Below are 13,520 nucleotides of genomic sequence, written 5' to 3'. Positions count from 1 at the left end.
GGCTGCCTCTCGTCATCCTATCCGCACAAGGAGAAACACCATGGACTCCACCGCCGCCCCCAAGGCAGCTTCCCTCATCATAGTTCCCGGGCAGCTCACACTGCGTACGATCCGCGGCCGCAACGGTCCGTTCACGGTCGGTCGCCTCACTACGCACCTTGGTGTGTTCGAGGTGAAGGACGCGGAGCTGGAGCAATACCCCGAAGGCAAGTACGACGGGGAATTCATCATCCGGTACATCTACCCGAAGGCCTATCCCACTGGTGGCGGCATGCGCTTTGAGATTCGTGCCAGCCTGGATGGCATGACTCTTTCGGGCATCGACAAGCTGAGTCGTGACGAAGCACGCGGCTTTGCCTCCCAGGACGTCGATCCGCTCGATGAAGAGCTGGGCACGCAACCGCTGGCAACACCCACTGCCGCGCCTGCCCTCGTGCAGGCATCGACGACTGCTCCACTGGGCGATACCACGGCCACTGCCTCCGGCAGTACCGACAGCGATGATGCTGCATTGTTCGGCCTGCTGTGGCCGCTGGGCGAGTCGGTAAAACTGGACTCGACCATCGACCGCCGCACGCTGCGCCTGCAGATCGCACGCCTGGGTGTACTGGGCTACGCGCTCGACTTCAAGTCACAGCAATGGAACCAGCAACCTGACCAACAAGCTGCGTGATCGTCATCGCCGCACTCGCGGTGTTTCATCTACTCGCCGGGGTTCCTCCCCCTACGCGGGGAGGACTCTGGTTTTTCTGGAGGACTCCAGTATGTCAACCACCACCAGCAATACCCCCTCACCCTCATCGCCTGCAACGCTGTATCGCATCAACGAGTGCGCTGACCTGATGGCCGACGCCTGCATCCGCGACGAACAGGGAAACCTGATCTTTATCTCGGTCTGGGCGCGGGATACCGCTATCCAGCAGTTCCTGGCCCGGTTGACCCTGGCCCGCGACGAGGATGGGCTGGACCACTTCCACCTCATCACTGAGCAAGGTGGCTCCGTTCCCGTCTTCATTGGAACGGTCGAGCGTTTGGAAAAACGCCTGACCCGCTCCTATCGCCGCACGCTGTTCGGCTCGATGGTCAACCTCTGGCTGTTCGACCGGCGCTGCATACGGCCTGACAAGAGCACGGCCAGCGCACTGGCGCTGCTGCCACGCTCGGCAACCGATCCGACGTCACGCCTGTGGCAACTGGTCAGGGACACCTGCCCACTCCCATTGCTGGATCACTGGCAAGCACCAGTACTGGCGCTGCTGCGCGATCACAACATGCTCCAGGACCTGCCGGTGGCTCTCGGGCCGCTACGCGGATTACGCCTAGGGCTGGACGTTCCAGCGCTGACCGAAGCGCTGGGCGAACTGATCCGCCATGGCGTACTCACCGCCTACGCACCACGGCAGTCGGCAACCACCGACCTGCCGCTGGAAGCCGTGGCCTGATGCACCTGCAACGGACGCGCCCCGCGCGCGTCCGCCTTCCTTCATCCACGCCAATCAGGAGGCTCCCATGGCCCTTATGTTCCCCAGGCTCGCGAGGAATTTCGCCAAGAACGGCTACTACCCGACCGACGAGTCCACCCTTGAAAGAACGCTCAGCGCACTGATCCCCAGCAATGGGCAGATGAGCATTCTCGATCCTTGCGCCGGTGAAGGCGTCGCCATTGCGGAAGCTGCGCATGCCCTCGGGCGTGATCAGGTCACCGCCTATGCGGTGGAGTACGACCAGGAACGCGCAAACCATGCGCGGCTGCTGGTTGATCACTGCATCCAAGGTGATTTGATGGATGCGTTTATCGCCCGACAGAGCTTCGGCCTGCTGTGGCTCAACCCGCCCTACGGCGATCTCGCCAGAGACGCCAACGGCAACATGGGCTACGAGGGCAGAGGCCGTGCCAGGCTGGAAAAACTGTTCTACCAGAAGACGCTGCCGCTGCTGCAGTACGACGGCATCCTCATCTTCATTGTGCCTTCCTATGTACTCGACCAGGAACTGGTCGGCTGGCTCACGCGGCACTTCGCCGACCTGTGCATCCACCGAGCGGTAGATACGCAGTTCAAGCAGGTTGCCGTATTCGGCCGCCGAATCCGCCAGCGCGAGCTGGTGGGCGACGACGTGAAATCCATTCGCACCCGGCTGCTGCAAATCGGGCAAGGCGAACTCGACGCGGAAGAACTTCCAGCCGAGTGGCCGCTCCTCCCCTATGTCGTCCCCGCCGCACTGAGCGAGCCCGAGCACTTCTATCGCATCAGCATGGAGCCGGCGCAGTTCGCCGAGGAAGTGCAGCGCCTGCAAGGCCTGTGGCCGTCGTTCGAAACGCATCTCGGTGCCGCGCAGCAGTCCTTGCGTGCTCCGGCGCGCGCCCTGTCCCACTGGCACTTGGCGTTGGCCCTCGCGGCCGGCGCGATCTCTGGTGTCGTGCAGTCCAAGAGCGGTCGAATCCTGGCCGTCAAGGGCGACACCCACAAGCAGAAAAGCACCTGCACGGAATACCGCGAGCGCGACGATGGCTCCATCGCCGAAACGCGCATTCTCACGGACAAGTTCGTGCCAGTGATTCGTGCGTGGGACCTGTCCCCCGGCTCGGCCACTCTGGGCCGAATCATCACCATCCACTGATCCCATCGGGCGGTTCGCCGTCCCGCTGTTTTCATCCCACAGAAGGAGCAACGCCATATTTCCACGTTTCCGCAAGCGGCCTGCGCCGCAGGCACTACCGTTGTTCGCCCTCGGCTCGTTGCAGTTGAGCGAGAAAGTGTACTGGCTGGCCAGCAAAAGCCTTATCGCCCCCTTGCCCTACATCCAGCGCCATCTGGCTGGAGACTGGGGCGACGTCGGCGAGGCCGAGCAGCAGGCCAACGCAGTGGCTCTCGATCAGGATGCGCCCATACGTTCTCGCTACCGGATCACGCCACACCTGTTTCTGCTCGTGATCACCAGCGACGACCATCGCACAACCGTCGTTCAACTGCCCGAGGAAAGCCACCTGGTCTGACGGCACGCAATCGTCTTCACCCACCCAATCGGGGCATGGTCCCCGACGGGGCCATACCCTGAGCACTCCATGAAAGGAGCACGCCCATGGCACCCCAACCTCCCACCGACAACCGCCGTTCCTTGCTGTTCGCGATAGGCGCATTGATTTTCAGCCCCGGCATCGACCGCGTGATGCGGGAAGGCCGCCTCGATCCTCTGCCGTATCTCCAGCGCCACACCCGCGGCGATTGGGGGGACATCACCGATACGCAGTGGCAAGCGAACAACGCCGCCCTGCACTCCGGTGATCGACTCGAATCCTCCTACACGGTTCATCGTGAACTGAGTATCTGCATCTTCACCGAAGCAGACCGCAGCGCAACCCATATCGTGCTGGCGTCCGAGCGCTGATTCGGCCGTCACCGCGTTCTCTCATCCCACGGGGCATGTCATCGCCCCTTGGGGGAGGTGCATGTCCCATTTTCCATGGAGCATCACCATGTCCCTCGATCTTGAAACCATCCCCGATACCACCGTGCAGGGCGAGCTGCTCGACGACGAGGAATCGCCCCTCTCGCTCAGCCTGCCGGACTTCGTATCCGAATTCGGCGAGGAATTACTCGACTCGCTCAACCGCGCCAACCCGCCGGTCTACGCCGGCCAGGCACAGGTGCATCGGCAAATCGTCGTCGCCAGCCTCAAGCGGCAGTTGTTCGCGGCGCAAGCCGAAGTGGTCCATGCCGTTGCCGAGCTGTTGATCGACCGTGGCGAACGCGCGGCAATCGTCAATGGCGAGATGGGCTGCGGCAAGACGACGGTGGGTATTGCCACCGCCGCCGTGCTCAACGCCGAAGGCTATCGCCGCACCCTGGTGCTCTCGCCGCCGCATCTTGTCTACAAGTGGCGGCGGGAAATTCAGGAGGCGGTTGCCAATGCCAAGGTCTGGGTGCTCAACGGCCCGGACACACTGGTCAAGCTGCTGAAGCTGCGCGAGCAGTTGGGCGTATCGCCACAGGGTCAGGAGTTCTTCGTCCTGGGGCGCGTGCGCATGCGGCTGGGTTTTCACTGGAAGCCGGTGTTCACCCGGCACCGCACTCGTCACGGCGAAGTGGGCGCATGTCCCGACTGCGGCCAGGTCATCACCGACCTGGACGGCGAGCCGATCAACCCGATCGAGCTCGAAGCCGAGGAATACCGCCGCAAGTGCAGCCAGTGCGCCACGTCGCTGTGGACGCTGATTCGCCCAAGGAGCCTGTCCTCCAGCGACCAGTCCTCTGCCGTGCTCAAAGCGCTGAAACGTATTCCCACCATTGGCGAAGTCACCGCACAGAAGTTGATGCAGAAGTTCGGTGATGCGTTCCTCGCCTCGATGCTCGGCGACAACATCCACGAGTTCATCAACCTGATGGATGGCAACGGCGAACTGGTCTTCTCGGATCGGCAAGCCCACCGGATGGAACGGGCCATGGCGAGTATGGAGTTCGGCTTCGGCGAGGGCGGCTACCAGCCGTCCGAATTCATCAAACGCTACCTGCCGCAAGGCACGTTCGGCCTACTCATCGCAGACGAAGCGCACGAGTACAAGAACGGCGGCAGCGCCCAAGGCCAGGCCATGGGCGTACTGGCGGCGAAGTCGCGCAAGACCTTGCTGCTCACCGGCACGCTGATGGGTGGTTATGGCGACGATTTGTTCTATCTGCTGTTCCGCGCCTTGCCTGGGCGGATGATCGAAGACGGCTACCGGCCTTCCAAGAGCGGCAGCATGACGTCGGCTGCGATGGCGTTCATGCGCGATCATGGCGTGCTCAAGGACATCTACTCCGAGAGCACGGGCACGGCGCACAAGACTGCCAAGGGCAGCAAGATATCGGTGCGCACGGTCAAGGCTCCCGGTTTCGGTCCTAAAGGCGTGTTGCGCTGCGTCTTGCCGTTCACCGTGTTCCTCAAGCTGCGGGACATCGGTGGCAACGTCCTGCCGCCTTACGACGAGGAATTCCGCGAGGTCGCCATGGATGACGAGCAGGCCTCCGCCTACCGCAACCTGTCGTCACGACTGAGCCAGGAACTGAAACAGGCCCTGGCGAGACGAGACACGACGTTGCTGGGCGTGGTTCTCAATGTGTTGTTGGCTTGGCCGGATACGTGCTTCCGGGCGGAGACCGTCACGCATCCGCGCACGCGCGAGTTGCTGGCGTTCGTCGCCTCCCAGTTCAACGAACTGGAGGTGATGCCCAAGGAGCGCGAGCTGATCGAGATCTGCAGACAGGAGAAGGCGGAAGGTCGCAAAACCCTGGTCTACAGCGTCTACACCGGCACACGCGATACGACCTCACGGTTGAAGATGCTGCTGGAGCAGGAAGGTTTCAAGGTGGCGGTACTGCGCGCAAGCGTGGATGCCTCTCGCCGTGAGGACTGGATCGCCGAGCAGCTGGATCGCGGAATCGACGTGCTCATCACCAATCCCGAACTCGTGAAAACCGGCCTGGACTTGCTGGAGTTTCCGACCATCGTGTTCATGCAGTCGGGCTACAACGTGTATTCGCTTCAACAAGCCGCACGCCGCTCCTGGCGCATCGGCCAGAAGCTGGCGGTCAGGGTGATCTACCTTGGCTATGCGGCCACCTCGCAGATGACCTGCCTGGCGCTGATGGCCAGAAAGATCATGGTGTCGCAGAGCACGTCGGGAGACGTGCCCGAATCCGGGCTCGAGGTCCTGAACCAGGACGGCGACTCGGTGGAGGTGGCACTAGCGCGGCAACTAGTTGCGGCCTGAATCATGTGTATATGCCGGTAGCCCTTTGGCTGCCGGCCTTTTCCTACAATTCGTCACTAACTGAAAATGAACAACAGAGAAACCATTTAGCCACTCACCATACTCCGACGACCGAGAGCCCAGTAAGTTTGATTTCTGTCAACCTTCCACGATCATCCATCAATGGCAAAGTGCTGCGCATTTTCTTGGGAGGGCGCTTAAACCACTGCAGGCAGGCCTCAGCCAAATCTCCCACCGCAGCACTACCTGCTCCTTTAGACATTAGCTCCATAGTCAACTCGGGATTTGACTCAACATAATAATCACCCTCGTCCACTAGGAAATCACAGGATGACGCCATAGAGCTCTTTGGCTTTTGAAACATTTTCCTGGGCAACTGAATATTACCACCAATATCAGCAAGGTATCGGCGATATACTGGGGCAGTAAAATCAATAATGTGATTTTCTGTTTCCACCCAACAATGAAAGCCATTGCGAGTACTTACGCAGCCTCCTGTCTCATCGCGCTCAGCAAATACAAGAACTGTATCTGTTGCATCGTCTACTCGAAAAAAAGCCGCCCCCATTCTGGGACGAGCCTGAACCCCCAGCGACCTCTCAAGAAGAAAGGCACCTACTGTATTGTAGAATAGGCAGGAAGCTCCCGGCCTATCATCGAGCGCAGCAGAGACAGAATGAACAACCTGAAAGATACGATTATATTCAGGGAGAGTTATTGCCAGCCCGCCATTTTTCATATTAGACCTTCCTCTTTGGATGCAGCACAAACCCTCGAAGATGGGTCATCGCAGCGAGCTCAGGGTCTAAACCACGTAAAACAGTCTCCCGCTGTGAACCATCCGGGAGATAGACGACCAAATTATCTCCCTGAACTACAAAATTAGCGCTGTAAATCTTTCCCTCATACTCGAAAGCAACTTCATCTTCCATTTTACAAACCCACCTTATCGCACCAAATAATCTCTTACACCCAAAACCTCAAAAACAAGACCTCTTGCTATCTGCCTTGTTCCAACCACAGCTAAACAACCGTGCGCAGCATATAGCCAATAAATTTATTTTACCGCCTAGTTACCAAGCATTACACAAGCCCCCTTGACTGTATCGCACCTCAGAACCTGACCGCCAACCGTATAGCGTCACTCAGGTTATCCACAAAATCTGTGGATAACCCTTTCGATAAGACCCGAATTGATCGTAACCCTGGGCATTTCATCCATCTGACGATTTTTTGGTCACCACCCGGGATTGATCCACCGTAGGTGCCTATAAAAATCGGCAACACAGCAGTTCCCATTGTTTGCTGATTCGGCCTCGCGCAATGGCGATGGTCTCGGCTCGACCTTGCCGAGAGCCGAGCCATGCACGCCATCCATTCCTACCTCAGTTGTCTGCTGCTGGCCGCGCTGGCGGCCGGCTGCGCAACACCTCCACCGCCCCCTTCCGTTCCCCATGAGGTAGTGACCCCGGCACCGGAGTACATCCCGGTCGTCCGCTACGGCCGCTACACCCTGGTCGAGCTGACCCCGGCCGCCGCCCAGCAGGATCTGCTGTTGCAGGTCGTCGACGTGTCCATTCCCGACACCATCAACGCCAACGTCGCCGACGCGCTGCGCCATGTGTTGCAGCGCTCCGGCTACCAGCTCTGCAACGGACGTGAAACCGACATGCTGGGAAGCCTCCCGCTGCCGGCGGCGCACTACCACTTCGGCCCGCTGCAACTGCGCGACGCGCTGCTGATGCTCGCCGGGCCGGCCCACACGCTCCAGGTCGATCACGCCGCGCGCCGCATCTGCTTCGCCAGTCCCGTCGATGCCACCTCCATGACGACACCCTCCGGCGATGCCGGCACCCAGGGCACGGCTGAGGAGAATCAGCCATGACAATGCCCGGAAGTGAACGTCGCATCACACTGATGCGCGTTGCCGCCATCACCTGGCTGCTGCTGATCAGCGCCACCGTGGTGATCGAGCATGTTGCGTTGTCGCGCCTGGCCAAGCAGTTGGAGACTCGCGCGGCAGTGCCGCGGGTCGACGGCCTGGAACAGCGGCTGGCCGAGCTGGCCCAGCAGATCGAGCTGGCCCGGCGGGAGCCTAACGTGCTGCCACAGACGCGCTACGAATCCGATCGCCTCGCACTGGAACAACGACTGGCCGCCATCGAACAGGCGCTCGGCAGCCACCAGTCAGCGGAGCACCTGCTGCCGCTGCAGGCGCGCGTGGAACAGCTCGAGGCGAAGCTAGCCGCGCCCCGCGCCTCGGCACCGCCCGCCGCGCGTCCGCGCACCTCAACGCCTGCCGCGGCGCGCCCAGAGCCGACCGAACCGACCGAACCGACCTTCCGGATCGTCGGTGTCGAGCTGCGGGCCGACGAGCTTTTCCTGTCGATCCTGCCCGCCAGCGCGGCCACCGTCTCGCAGGTGCGGCTGCTGCGCCCCAGCGAGGCGGAGGCTGGCTGGCGGCTCGACGCCATCGACGGTGCGACGGCGCTGTTTCGCCACGGCGACGATACTCGGCGCCTGGCGATCCCTGGCCGCCAGGCGGCGCCATGAAATCCGCACGCGCCGTCCTGTTGCTTGCGGCGTGCCTGGTCGAGGTCGCGGCAGCCCAAGGTACCAGCACCGCAGCTTCGGCCATCGCTCCCGGCCGAGACCGGCCGACCGCCATCGAGCGCAGCGACGAGCAGCACGCGAAGGACTGGGGTCTACGCGTCGACGAATGGCAGCGCTTCCACGAACTGATGCAGGGTCCCCTGGGCACCCATTCCCCAAACCTCGACCCGCTCACCGCACTCGGCATCGAGGCGCGCTCCGACGAGCAACGGCGCCGCTATGCGGAGCTGCAGGTCCAGGTCGAAGCACGCCGCGTCGAGAAGTTGTTGGCCTACCAACGCGCCTACGACGACGCCTGGCGCCGGCTGTACGCGGACATGCCGCGCGTCATCCTGCCCGACGCCGGCCCAGCCCACTCCCCCGTGGCCACCGGCACCGGCGATCGGCTCACCGTGTTCGTCAAGGACGACTGCGCCCCCTGCGAACAGACCGTCCGGCGCCTGCAGGCATCCGGCACCGAGTTCGACCTCTATGTCGTCGGCAGCCGCAACGACGACGAGCACATCCGCACCTGGGCACGCCGCACCGGCATCGATCCCGCCAGGGTCAGCAGCCGCGCGATCACGCTCAACCACGACGGCGGTCGCTGGCTGGCGCTCGGCCTGCCCGGCGAACTGCCGGCCGTGGTGCGGCAGATGAATGGCCAATGGCAGCGCCAGTAGCGCCGTCGCGGCGCGCCCTGCTGGCGCTGCTCGCCAGCGTGCTGGCCCCAGTGGTGCAGGCCCAGGAGGTGCCGCCGCCGGCCTACCAGGTCGCGGCGCAGCACGCCGGCATCCCCTCCACGGTCCTCTACGCCGTGGCGCTGCAGGAGAGCGGCGCCCAGCTCAACGGCCGCCTCATCCCCTGGCCCTGGACCCTCAACGTCGCCGGCGAATCGCGGCGTTTCGCCACCCGCGACGACGCCTGCGCCAGCCTGCAACGGGCGCTGCGCGACGTGCCGCCCACCCGCATCGATGTCGGCCTGGGTCAGATCAATCTGGGATACCAGCGGCATCGCTATCGCCGCGCCTGCGATGTCCTCGATCCCTACCGAAACCTCGGCCTCGCCGCCGAGATCCTGCGCGAGCAGCACACCCCTGGCGACGACTGGCTGCTCGCCATCGGCCGCTACCACCGACCCGCCGGCGGCGCGCCTGCCGCGCGCTACCGCACCAGCGTCGGCCGGCACCTCGCCCGGGTGCTCGGCAAACCGGCGTTGAGCGCCACCATCCGGAGCACCTTGCCATGAAGCCCCACCGCCTCCGCTGCGCCACCGCGTGGCTGCTCGGCCTGTCGGCGCTCGCCGCGACACAGGCCGCCCTCGCGCAATCGCCTGCGCTGATCGTCGTCGAGGACCGCGGCGGCACCTCGGCCCTTCCGTACTACGAAGCCCTCAAGTTGCAGCCGCGTGCCGGACTGCAGTCGCCGCGCATCGAGGTGCCACGCGCGCGCACCGAGCCTTTCAGCGAGGCCGACATACTGCCGGTGCGCTCGTCGCGGCTGTCGCCGGGCGACGTGGCGCGTCGGACGATCAAAGCCCCCGGCATGCCGCCGCTCTTCCTGATCGGCGACGACACGCGCTCGCGGGCATGGCTGCGCCTGCGCGCGCCGCGCCTGCGCGAACTCAATGCGGTGGGGCTGGTGGTCAACGTCGACTCGACCGCCGCGATGGCCGCGCTGCGCGCGCTCGCCCCCGAACTGTCGCTGTCGCCGACGCCCGGCGACGACCTGGCCGGACGCCTCGGATTGCACCACTACCCGGTGCTGATCACCGCAATCGGCATCGAGCAGTGACGCGCCGACCATGGCCCAGCCCCACGCGATCGAGGTGCTGCTGCGGCCAGCGGTGGAGCTGTACACCGTGGCGGTCTGCGCCGCCGCCGCGACGCTGTGCTTGGTGGCCCCCTGGTCGCTCGCGCTGAATCCGCTGCTCGGTCTGGGCTCGGCGCTGGCCTTCCTGTTCTTCGCCGCCATCCGCCTGCGCGATGCGTGGGTGATCCTGCGCTACCGGCGCAACATTCGCCGCCTGCCTCGTTATGTGATGACCAGCCGCGACGTGCCGGTGAGCCAGCATCGGCTGTTCATCGGGCGAGGTTTTCGGTGGGAGCAACGCCACACCCACCGCCTGATGCAGACCTACCGGCCCGAGTTCCGCCGCTACGTCGAGCCCCCGCCCGCCTACTACGCCGCGCGACGACTGGAGGCACGGCTGGAGTTCGCCATTTTCCCGCTGTCCCGGCTGGCCAGGCTCACCGCCTGGGACGTACCGATCAACCCGGTGCGCCCGCTGCCGCCGGTCGGAGGCCTGCCGCGGCTGCACGGCATCGAGCCCCACGAGATCAATGTCAGCCTGCCGCAGGGCGAGCGCGTGGGCCAGACACTCGTCCTGGGCGCGACGCGCGTCGGCAAGACCCGCTTGGCCGAACTGTTCATCACCCAGGACATTCGCCGCTGCAATGCCGCAGGCGAGTACGAGCCAGTGATCGTGTTCGATCCGAAAGGCGATGCCGATTTACTCAAGCGCATGTACGTCGAGGCGAAGAGAGCTGGCCGCGACAGCGAGTTCTACGTGTTCCACCTCGGCTGGCCGAACATCTCCGCGCGCTACAACGCGGTAGGCCGGTTCGGGCGTATCTCCGAGGTGGCGACGCGCATCGCCGGCCAGCTCTCCGGTGAAGGCAACAGCGCTGCATTCAGAGAATTTGCGTGGCGATTCGTCAACATCATCGCCCGCGCGCTAGTGGAGTTGGGGCAGCGGCCCGACTACCTGTTGATCCAGCGGCACGTTGTGAACATCGACGCCCTGTTCATCGAATATGCGCAGAGCTACTTCGCCAAACACGAGCCGAAGGCCTGGGAAATCATCGTCCAGCTGGAAGGACGGCTGAACGACAAGAATATTCCGCGCCACATGGTGGGCAGGGAAAAGCGCGTCGTCGCGCTCGAACAGTACCTGTCCCAGGTACGGGTATACGACCCGGTGCTCGATGGTCTCAGGTCTGCCGTGCGCTACGACCGCACCTACTTCGACAAGATCGTCGCATCGTTGCTGCCACTGCTGGAGAAGCTGACTACCGGCAAGATTTCCCAGCTGCTCGCGCCCAACTATTCGGACCTCAACGACGCCCGGCCGATCTTCGACTGGATGCAGATTGTGCGCAAACGTGCGGTGGTCTACGTCGGGCTCGACGCGCTCTCCGACGCCGAAGTCGCCGCCGCGGTCGGAAACTCGATGTTTGCCGATTTGGTAAGCGTCGCGGGGCACATCTACAAGTTCGGCATCGACGATGGCCTGCCAAACAGCCACGGCGGCCTGAAGATTCCGATCAACGTTCATGCGGATGAATTCAACGAGCTAATGGGGGACGAATTCATCCCGCTGATCAACAAGGGCGGCGGCGCAGGAATGCAGATCACCGCCTACACGCAGACGCTGAGCGACATCGAAGCGCGTATCGGTAATCGCGCGAAAGCAGGCCAGGTCATCGGCAACTTCAACAACGTGTTCATGCTGCGCGTGCGCGAAACCGCCACCGCCGAGCTGCTGACCAAGCAACTGCCGAAGGTCGAGGTATACACGACGACCCTGGTCAGCGGCGCCACCGACAGCTCCGACATTCACGGCCCCACCGATTTCACCTCCAATGCGCAGGATCGCGTCAGCACCACCAGCGTGCCGATGATCGATCCCTCGCACGTCGTCGCCCTCCCGAAAGGCCAGTGCTTCGCGCTGCTCGAAGGTGGGCAACTGTGGAAGATCCGCATGCCGCTGCCCGCGCCGGACCCTGACGAAGTGATGCCGGAGGACCTGCAGCAGCTCGCCGGCTACATGCGCCAGCACTACACGGAAGCCAGCGAGTGGTGGGACAACCACAGCCTGCCCGGCCTGCAAGATGATCCGTTGCCCGACGACCTGCTCGACGGCTTCCGCCACCTCGCCACCACCGAGGTGGCCAACGACGAGAGGCGGCCATGAGAGACCCGGCAACCACGGCGCAGCAGCAGCAGGTACAGCAGCGCGGGCTGGTCGCCAGCATCGTCACGCTGCCGTTTCGCATGCTCGGCGTGCTGCTCGGTTCGTTGCTGCTGTCGATCCTCATCGAGTGCGTCGGCATGCACTGGTTCTGGCCGGAACAGGGATGGCGTCACGCCCAGGGAATGCTCGACTACGAGCTGAGCCAGCTATCCAGCCATTTCACCCAGAGCGCGGTGATCCAGGAGCCCGGTCGCACCGTGCGCCTGTTGGTCGAGAGCGCCTATGAGTGGATTTTCGTGAAGACCGGTCTGCTCGACTGGATGAGTCAGGCATCGGCACGCGCACGCGCACCCAGCCACACCGAAGCCCGCGACTTCCGCTACTACATCAGCCTGGTTTACCAATGGAGCGAGAGCTACCTGATCGCGGCAGCATTCACCGTGCTCACCTTCATCGTACGGGTACTGGTACTGGTGCTGACGTTGCCGCTGTTCATCATGGCGGCCTTCGTCGGCCTGGTCGATGGACTGGTGCGGCGCGACGTGCGCAAGTTCGGTGCCGGCCGCGAATCCGGTTTCGTCTACCACCGCGCAAAAGCGAGCCTGGTTCCGTTGGCGGTGATGCCGTGGATCATTTATCTAACACTGCCCATAAGCGTCCACCCACTGCTAGTGTTGCTGCCGAGCGCGGTACTGCTCAGCCTGGCGGTCTGCATTACGGCAAGCAGCTTCAAAAAATATCTCTGATCCTCGACCGTCCCGATAGGAATATTCTAATAGAGGTTCGCTACGGCCTCATCTCAACGCTGCTCGGGCTAATGTGGTTTCGGGAGGTGCTCGAAGAACTCCAGCACGAATTCTCACTCTCCGCAGTCGTCTGAACCGGCTGAGGATCACTTTGATATGTGGCGTGTACTGTATGGGGCAAGGGATATTCCGGCTTGGATACAGGACATCTAAAACAGCAAGACAATCACTTTTTTCCCAGCCAGATTAAAAGACAACGAAAAAAGGAGTTACTACTATGTCCCAAAAGCCCTCAGAGCCAAACCTAGCAGAACGGATATTTTGGGAAGAGCATTCTCGTTACCCAAAATACAGAATCCACTACTACGTACCCCACTTTAGAGACGACGCTAGAACAGCATCGGCGGTTGCAGGAGCTGAGTGCAACACGGTTATTGAATTGAAGCCGGAGCATCAT

Annotated in this window: 16 protein-coding genes; 14 read left to right on the top strand and 2 right to left on the bottom strand. The window is 62.8% G+C overall.

Translation table 11 applies throughout. The features are described 5' to 3' along the window. The first annotated feature begins 40 nt into the window (after positions 1 to 40). From MJ643_RS08725 to MJ643_RS08700, 6 genes are all read left to right on the top strand, one after another. Positions 41 to 673, top strand: a complete 633-nt coding sequence (locus MJ643_RS08725) for a DUF3275 family protein (RefSeq protein ID WP_247726754.1) — start codon at positions 41 to 43, stop codon at positions 671 to 673. Between the two features lie 91 nt (positions 674 to 764). Further along, positions 765 to 1,442 (top strand): hypothetical protein, encoded by a 678-nt coding sequence (locus MJ643_RS08720; protein WP_172441145.1) that lies wholly within the window; start codon positions 765 to 767, stop codon positions 1,440 to 1,442. Between the two features lie 67 nt (positions 1,443 to 1,509). Then, on the top strand, positions 1,510 to 2,619 hold the full coding sequence (locus MJ643_RS08715) for a DUF6094 domain-containing protein (protein WP_247726753.1): 1,110 nt from the start codon (positions 1,510 to 1,512) through the stop codon (positions 2,617 to 2,619). A 55-nt stretch (positions 2,620 to 2,674) separates the two neighbouring features. Next, entirely contained in the window at positions 2,675 to 2,995 is a 321-nt protein-coding gene (locus MJ643_RS08710) for a methyltransferase (RefSeq protein ID WP_247726784.1), read from the top strand. 86 nt (positions 2,996 to 3,081) lie between these two features. Next, positions 3,082 to 3,387, top strand: a complete 306-nt coding sequence (locus tag MJ643_RS08705; RefSeq protein ID WP_247726752.1) for a hypothetical protein — start codon at positions 3,082 to 3,084, stop codon at positions 3,385 to 3,387. An 88-nt stretch (positions 3,388 to 3,475) separates the two neighbouring features. Continuing rightward, a complete protein-coding gene (locus MJ643_RS08700; RefSeq protein ID WP_247726751.1) occupies positions 3,476 to 5,749 on the top strand; it encodes a helicase-related protein in 2,274 nt (757 codons plus the stop codon). Between the two features lie 94 nt (positions 5,750 to 5,843). Here MJ643_RS08700 and MJ643_RS08695 read toward each other — a convergent pair whose 3' ends face one another. Next, positions 5,844 to 6,488 carry a DUF2026 family protein gene (locus MJ643_RS08695; RefSeq protein ID WP_247726750.1) on the bottom strand — a complete coding sequence of 215 codons (645 nt, stop codon included), beginning with the start codon at positions 6,486 to 6,488 and terminating at the stop codon, positions 5,844 to 5,846. A 1-nt stretch (position 6,489) separates the two neighbouring features. Then, complete coding sequence (locus MJ643_RS08690; RefSeq protein ID WP_247726749.1) at positions 6,490 to 6,681, bottom strand: hypothetical protein; 192 nt, start codon at positions 6,679 to 6,681, stop codon at positions 6,490 to 6,492. Between the two features lie 431 nt (positions 6,682 to 7,112). Between MJ643_RS08690 and MJ643_RS08685 the strand changes: the two genes are divergently transcribed. From MJ643_RS08685 to MJ643_RS08650, 8 genes are all read left to right on the top strand, one after another. Next, complete coding sequence (locus MJ643_RS08685) at positions 7,113 to 7,634, top strand: PilL N-terminal domain-containing protein (protein ID WP_247726748.1); 522 nt, start codon at positions 7,113 to 7,115, stop codon at positions 7,632 to 7,634. After that, entirely contained in the window at positions 7,631 to 8,302 is a 672-nt protein-coding gene (locus MJ643_RS08680; RefSeq protein ID WP_247726747.1) for a hypothetical protein, read from the top strand. Before MJ643_RS08685 ends, MJ643_RS08680 begins: the two co-directional genes overlap by 4 nt. Further along, positions 8,299 to 9,024 (top strand): TIGR03759 family integrating conjugative element protein, encoded by a 726-nt coding sequence (locus MJ643_RS08675; RefSeq protein WP_247726746.1) that lies wholly within the window; start codon positions 8,299 to 8,301, stop codon positions 9,022 to 9,024. Before MJ643_RS08680 ends, MJ643_RS08675 begins: the two co-directional genes overlap by 4 nt. Beyond that, positions 9,009 to 9,590, top strand: a complete 582-nt coding sequence (locus MJ643_RS08670; protein ID WP_247726745.1) for a transglycosylase SLT domain-containing protein — start codon at positions 9,009 to 9,011, stop codon at positions 9,588 to 9,590. The genes MJ643_RS08675 and MJ643_RS08670 overlap by 16 nt, the downstream gene beginning before the upstream one ends. Next, on the top strand, positions 9,587 to 10,135 hold the full coding sequence (locus MJ643_RS08665) for an integrating conjugative element protein (protein ID WP_247726744.1): 549 nt from the start codon (positions 9,587 to 9,589) through the stop codon (positions 10,133 to 10,135). The genes MJ643_RS08670 and MJ643_RS08665 overlap by 4 nt, the downstream gene beginning before the upstream one ends. Before the next feature lie 10 nt (positions 10,136 to 10,145). Beyond that, complete coding sequence (traD, locus tag MJ643_RS08660; RefSeq protein WP_247726743.1) at positions 10,146 to 12,317, top strand: type IV conjugative transfer system coupling protein TraD; 2,172 nt, start codon at positions 10,146 to 10,148, stop codon at positions 12,315 to 12,317. Then, a complete protein-coding gene (locus tag MJ643_RS08655; protein WP_247726742.1) occupies positions 12,314 to 13,063 on the top strand; it encodes a TIGR03747 family integrating conjugative element membrane protein in 750 nt (249 codons plus the stop codon). Before traD ends, MJ643_RS08655 begins: the two co-directional genes overlap by 4 nt. A gap of 277 nt (positions 13,064 to 13,340) precedes the next feature. Beyond that, on the top strand, positions 13,341 to 13,520 hold a 180-nt coding region (locus MJ643_RS08650; protein WP_247726741.1), incomplete at its 3' end, for a hypothetical protein.

Origin of the sequence: Pseudomonas sp. PNPG3 (assembly GCF_023093815.1) — a bacterium.
In the GTDB taxonomy this organism is placed as follows: domain Bacteria; phylum Pseudomonadota; class Gammaproteobacteria; order Pseudomonadales; family Pseudomonadaceae; genus Aquipseudomonas; species Aquipseudomonas asiatica.
The sequence above is the reverse complement of the archived record's forward strand: the minus strand, read 5'-3'. Positions and strand labels throughout refer to the sequence as shown.

Bases quoted from the DNA above. Each gene is read 5' to 3' on its own strand.
- MJ643_RS08725 (WP_247726754.1), top strand. From the start codon at position 41: ATGGACTCCACCGCCGCCCCCAAGGCAGCTTCCCTCATCATAGTTCCC.
- MJ643_RS08720 (WP_172441145.1), top strand. From the start codon at position 765: ATGTCAACCACCACCAGCAATACCCCCTCACCCTCATCGCCTGCAACG.
- MJ643_RS08715 (WP_247726753.1), top strand. From the start codon at position 1,510: ATGGCCCTTATGTTCCCCAGGCTCGCGAGGAATTTCGCCAAGAACGGC.
- MJ643_RS08705 (WP_247726752.1), top strand. From the start codon at position 3,082: ATGGCACCCCAACCTCCCACCGACAACCGCCGTTCCTTGCTGTTCGCG.
- MJ643_RS08700 (WP_247726751.1), top strand. From the start codon at position 3,476: ATGTCCCTCGATCTTGAAACCATCCCCGATACCACCGTGCAGGGCGAG.
- MJ643_RS08695 (WP_247726750.1), bottom strand. From the start codon at position 6,488: ATGAAAAATGGCGGGCTGGCAATAACTCTCCCTGAATATAATCGTATC.
- MJ643_RS08690 (WP_247726749.1), bottom strand. From the start codon at position 6,681: ATGGAAGATGAAGTTGCTTTCGAGTATGAGGGAAAGATTTACAGCGCT.
- MJ643_RS08685 (WP_247726748.1), top strand. From the start codon at position 7,113: ATGCACGCCATCCATTCCTACCTCAGTTGTCTGCTGCTGGCCGCGCTG.
- MJ643_RS08680 (WP_247726747.1), top strand. From the start codon at position 7,631: ATGACAATGCCCGGAAGTGAACGTCGCATCACACTGATGCGCGTTGCC.
- MJ643_RS08675 (WP_247726746.1), top strand. From the start codon at position 8,299: ATGAAATCCGCACGCGCCGTCCTGTTGCTTGCGGCGTGCCTGGTCGAG.
- MJ643_RS08670 (WP_247726745.1), top strand. From the start codon at position 9,009: ATGGCAGCGCCAGTAGCGCCGTCGCGGCGCGCCCTGCTGGCGCTGCTC.
- MJ643_RS08665 (WP_247726744.1), top strand. From the start codon at position 9,587: ATGAAGCCCCACCGCCTCCGCTGCGCCACCGCGTGGCTGCTCGGCCTG.
- traD (WP_247726743.1), top strand. From the start codon at position 10,146: ATGGCCCAGCCCCACGCGATCGAGGTGCTGCTGCGGCCAGCGGTGGAG.
- MJ643_RS08655 (WP_247726742.1), top strand. From the start codon at position 12,314: ATGAGAGACCCGGCAACCACGGCGCAGCAGCAGCAGGTACAGCAGCGC.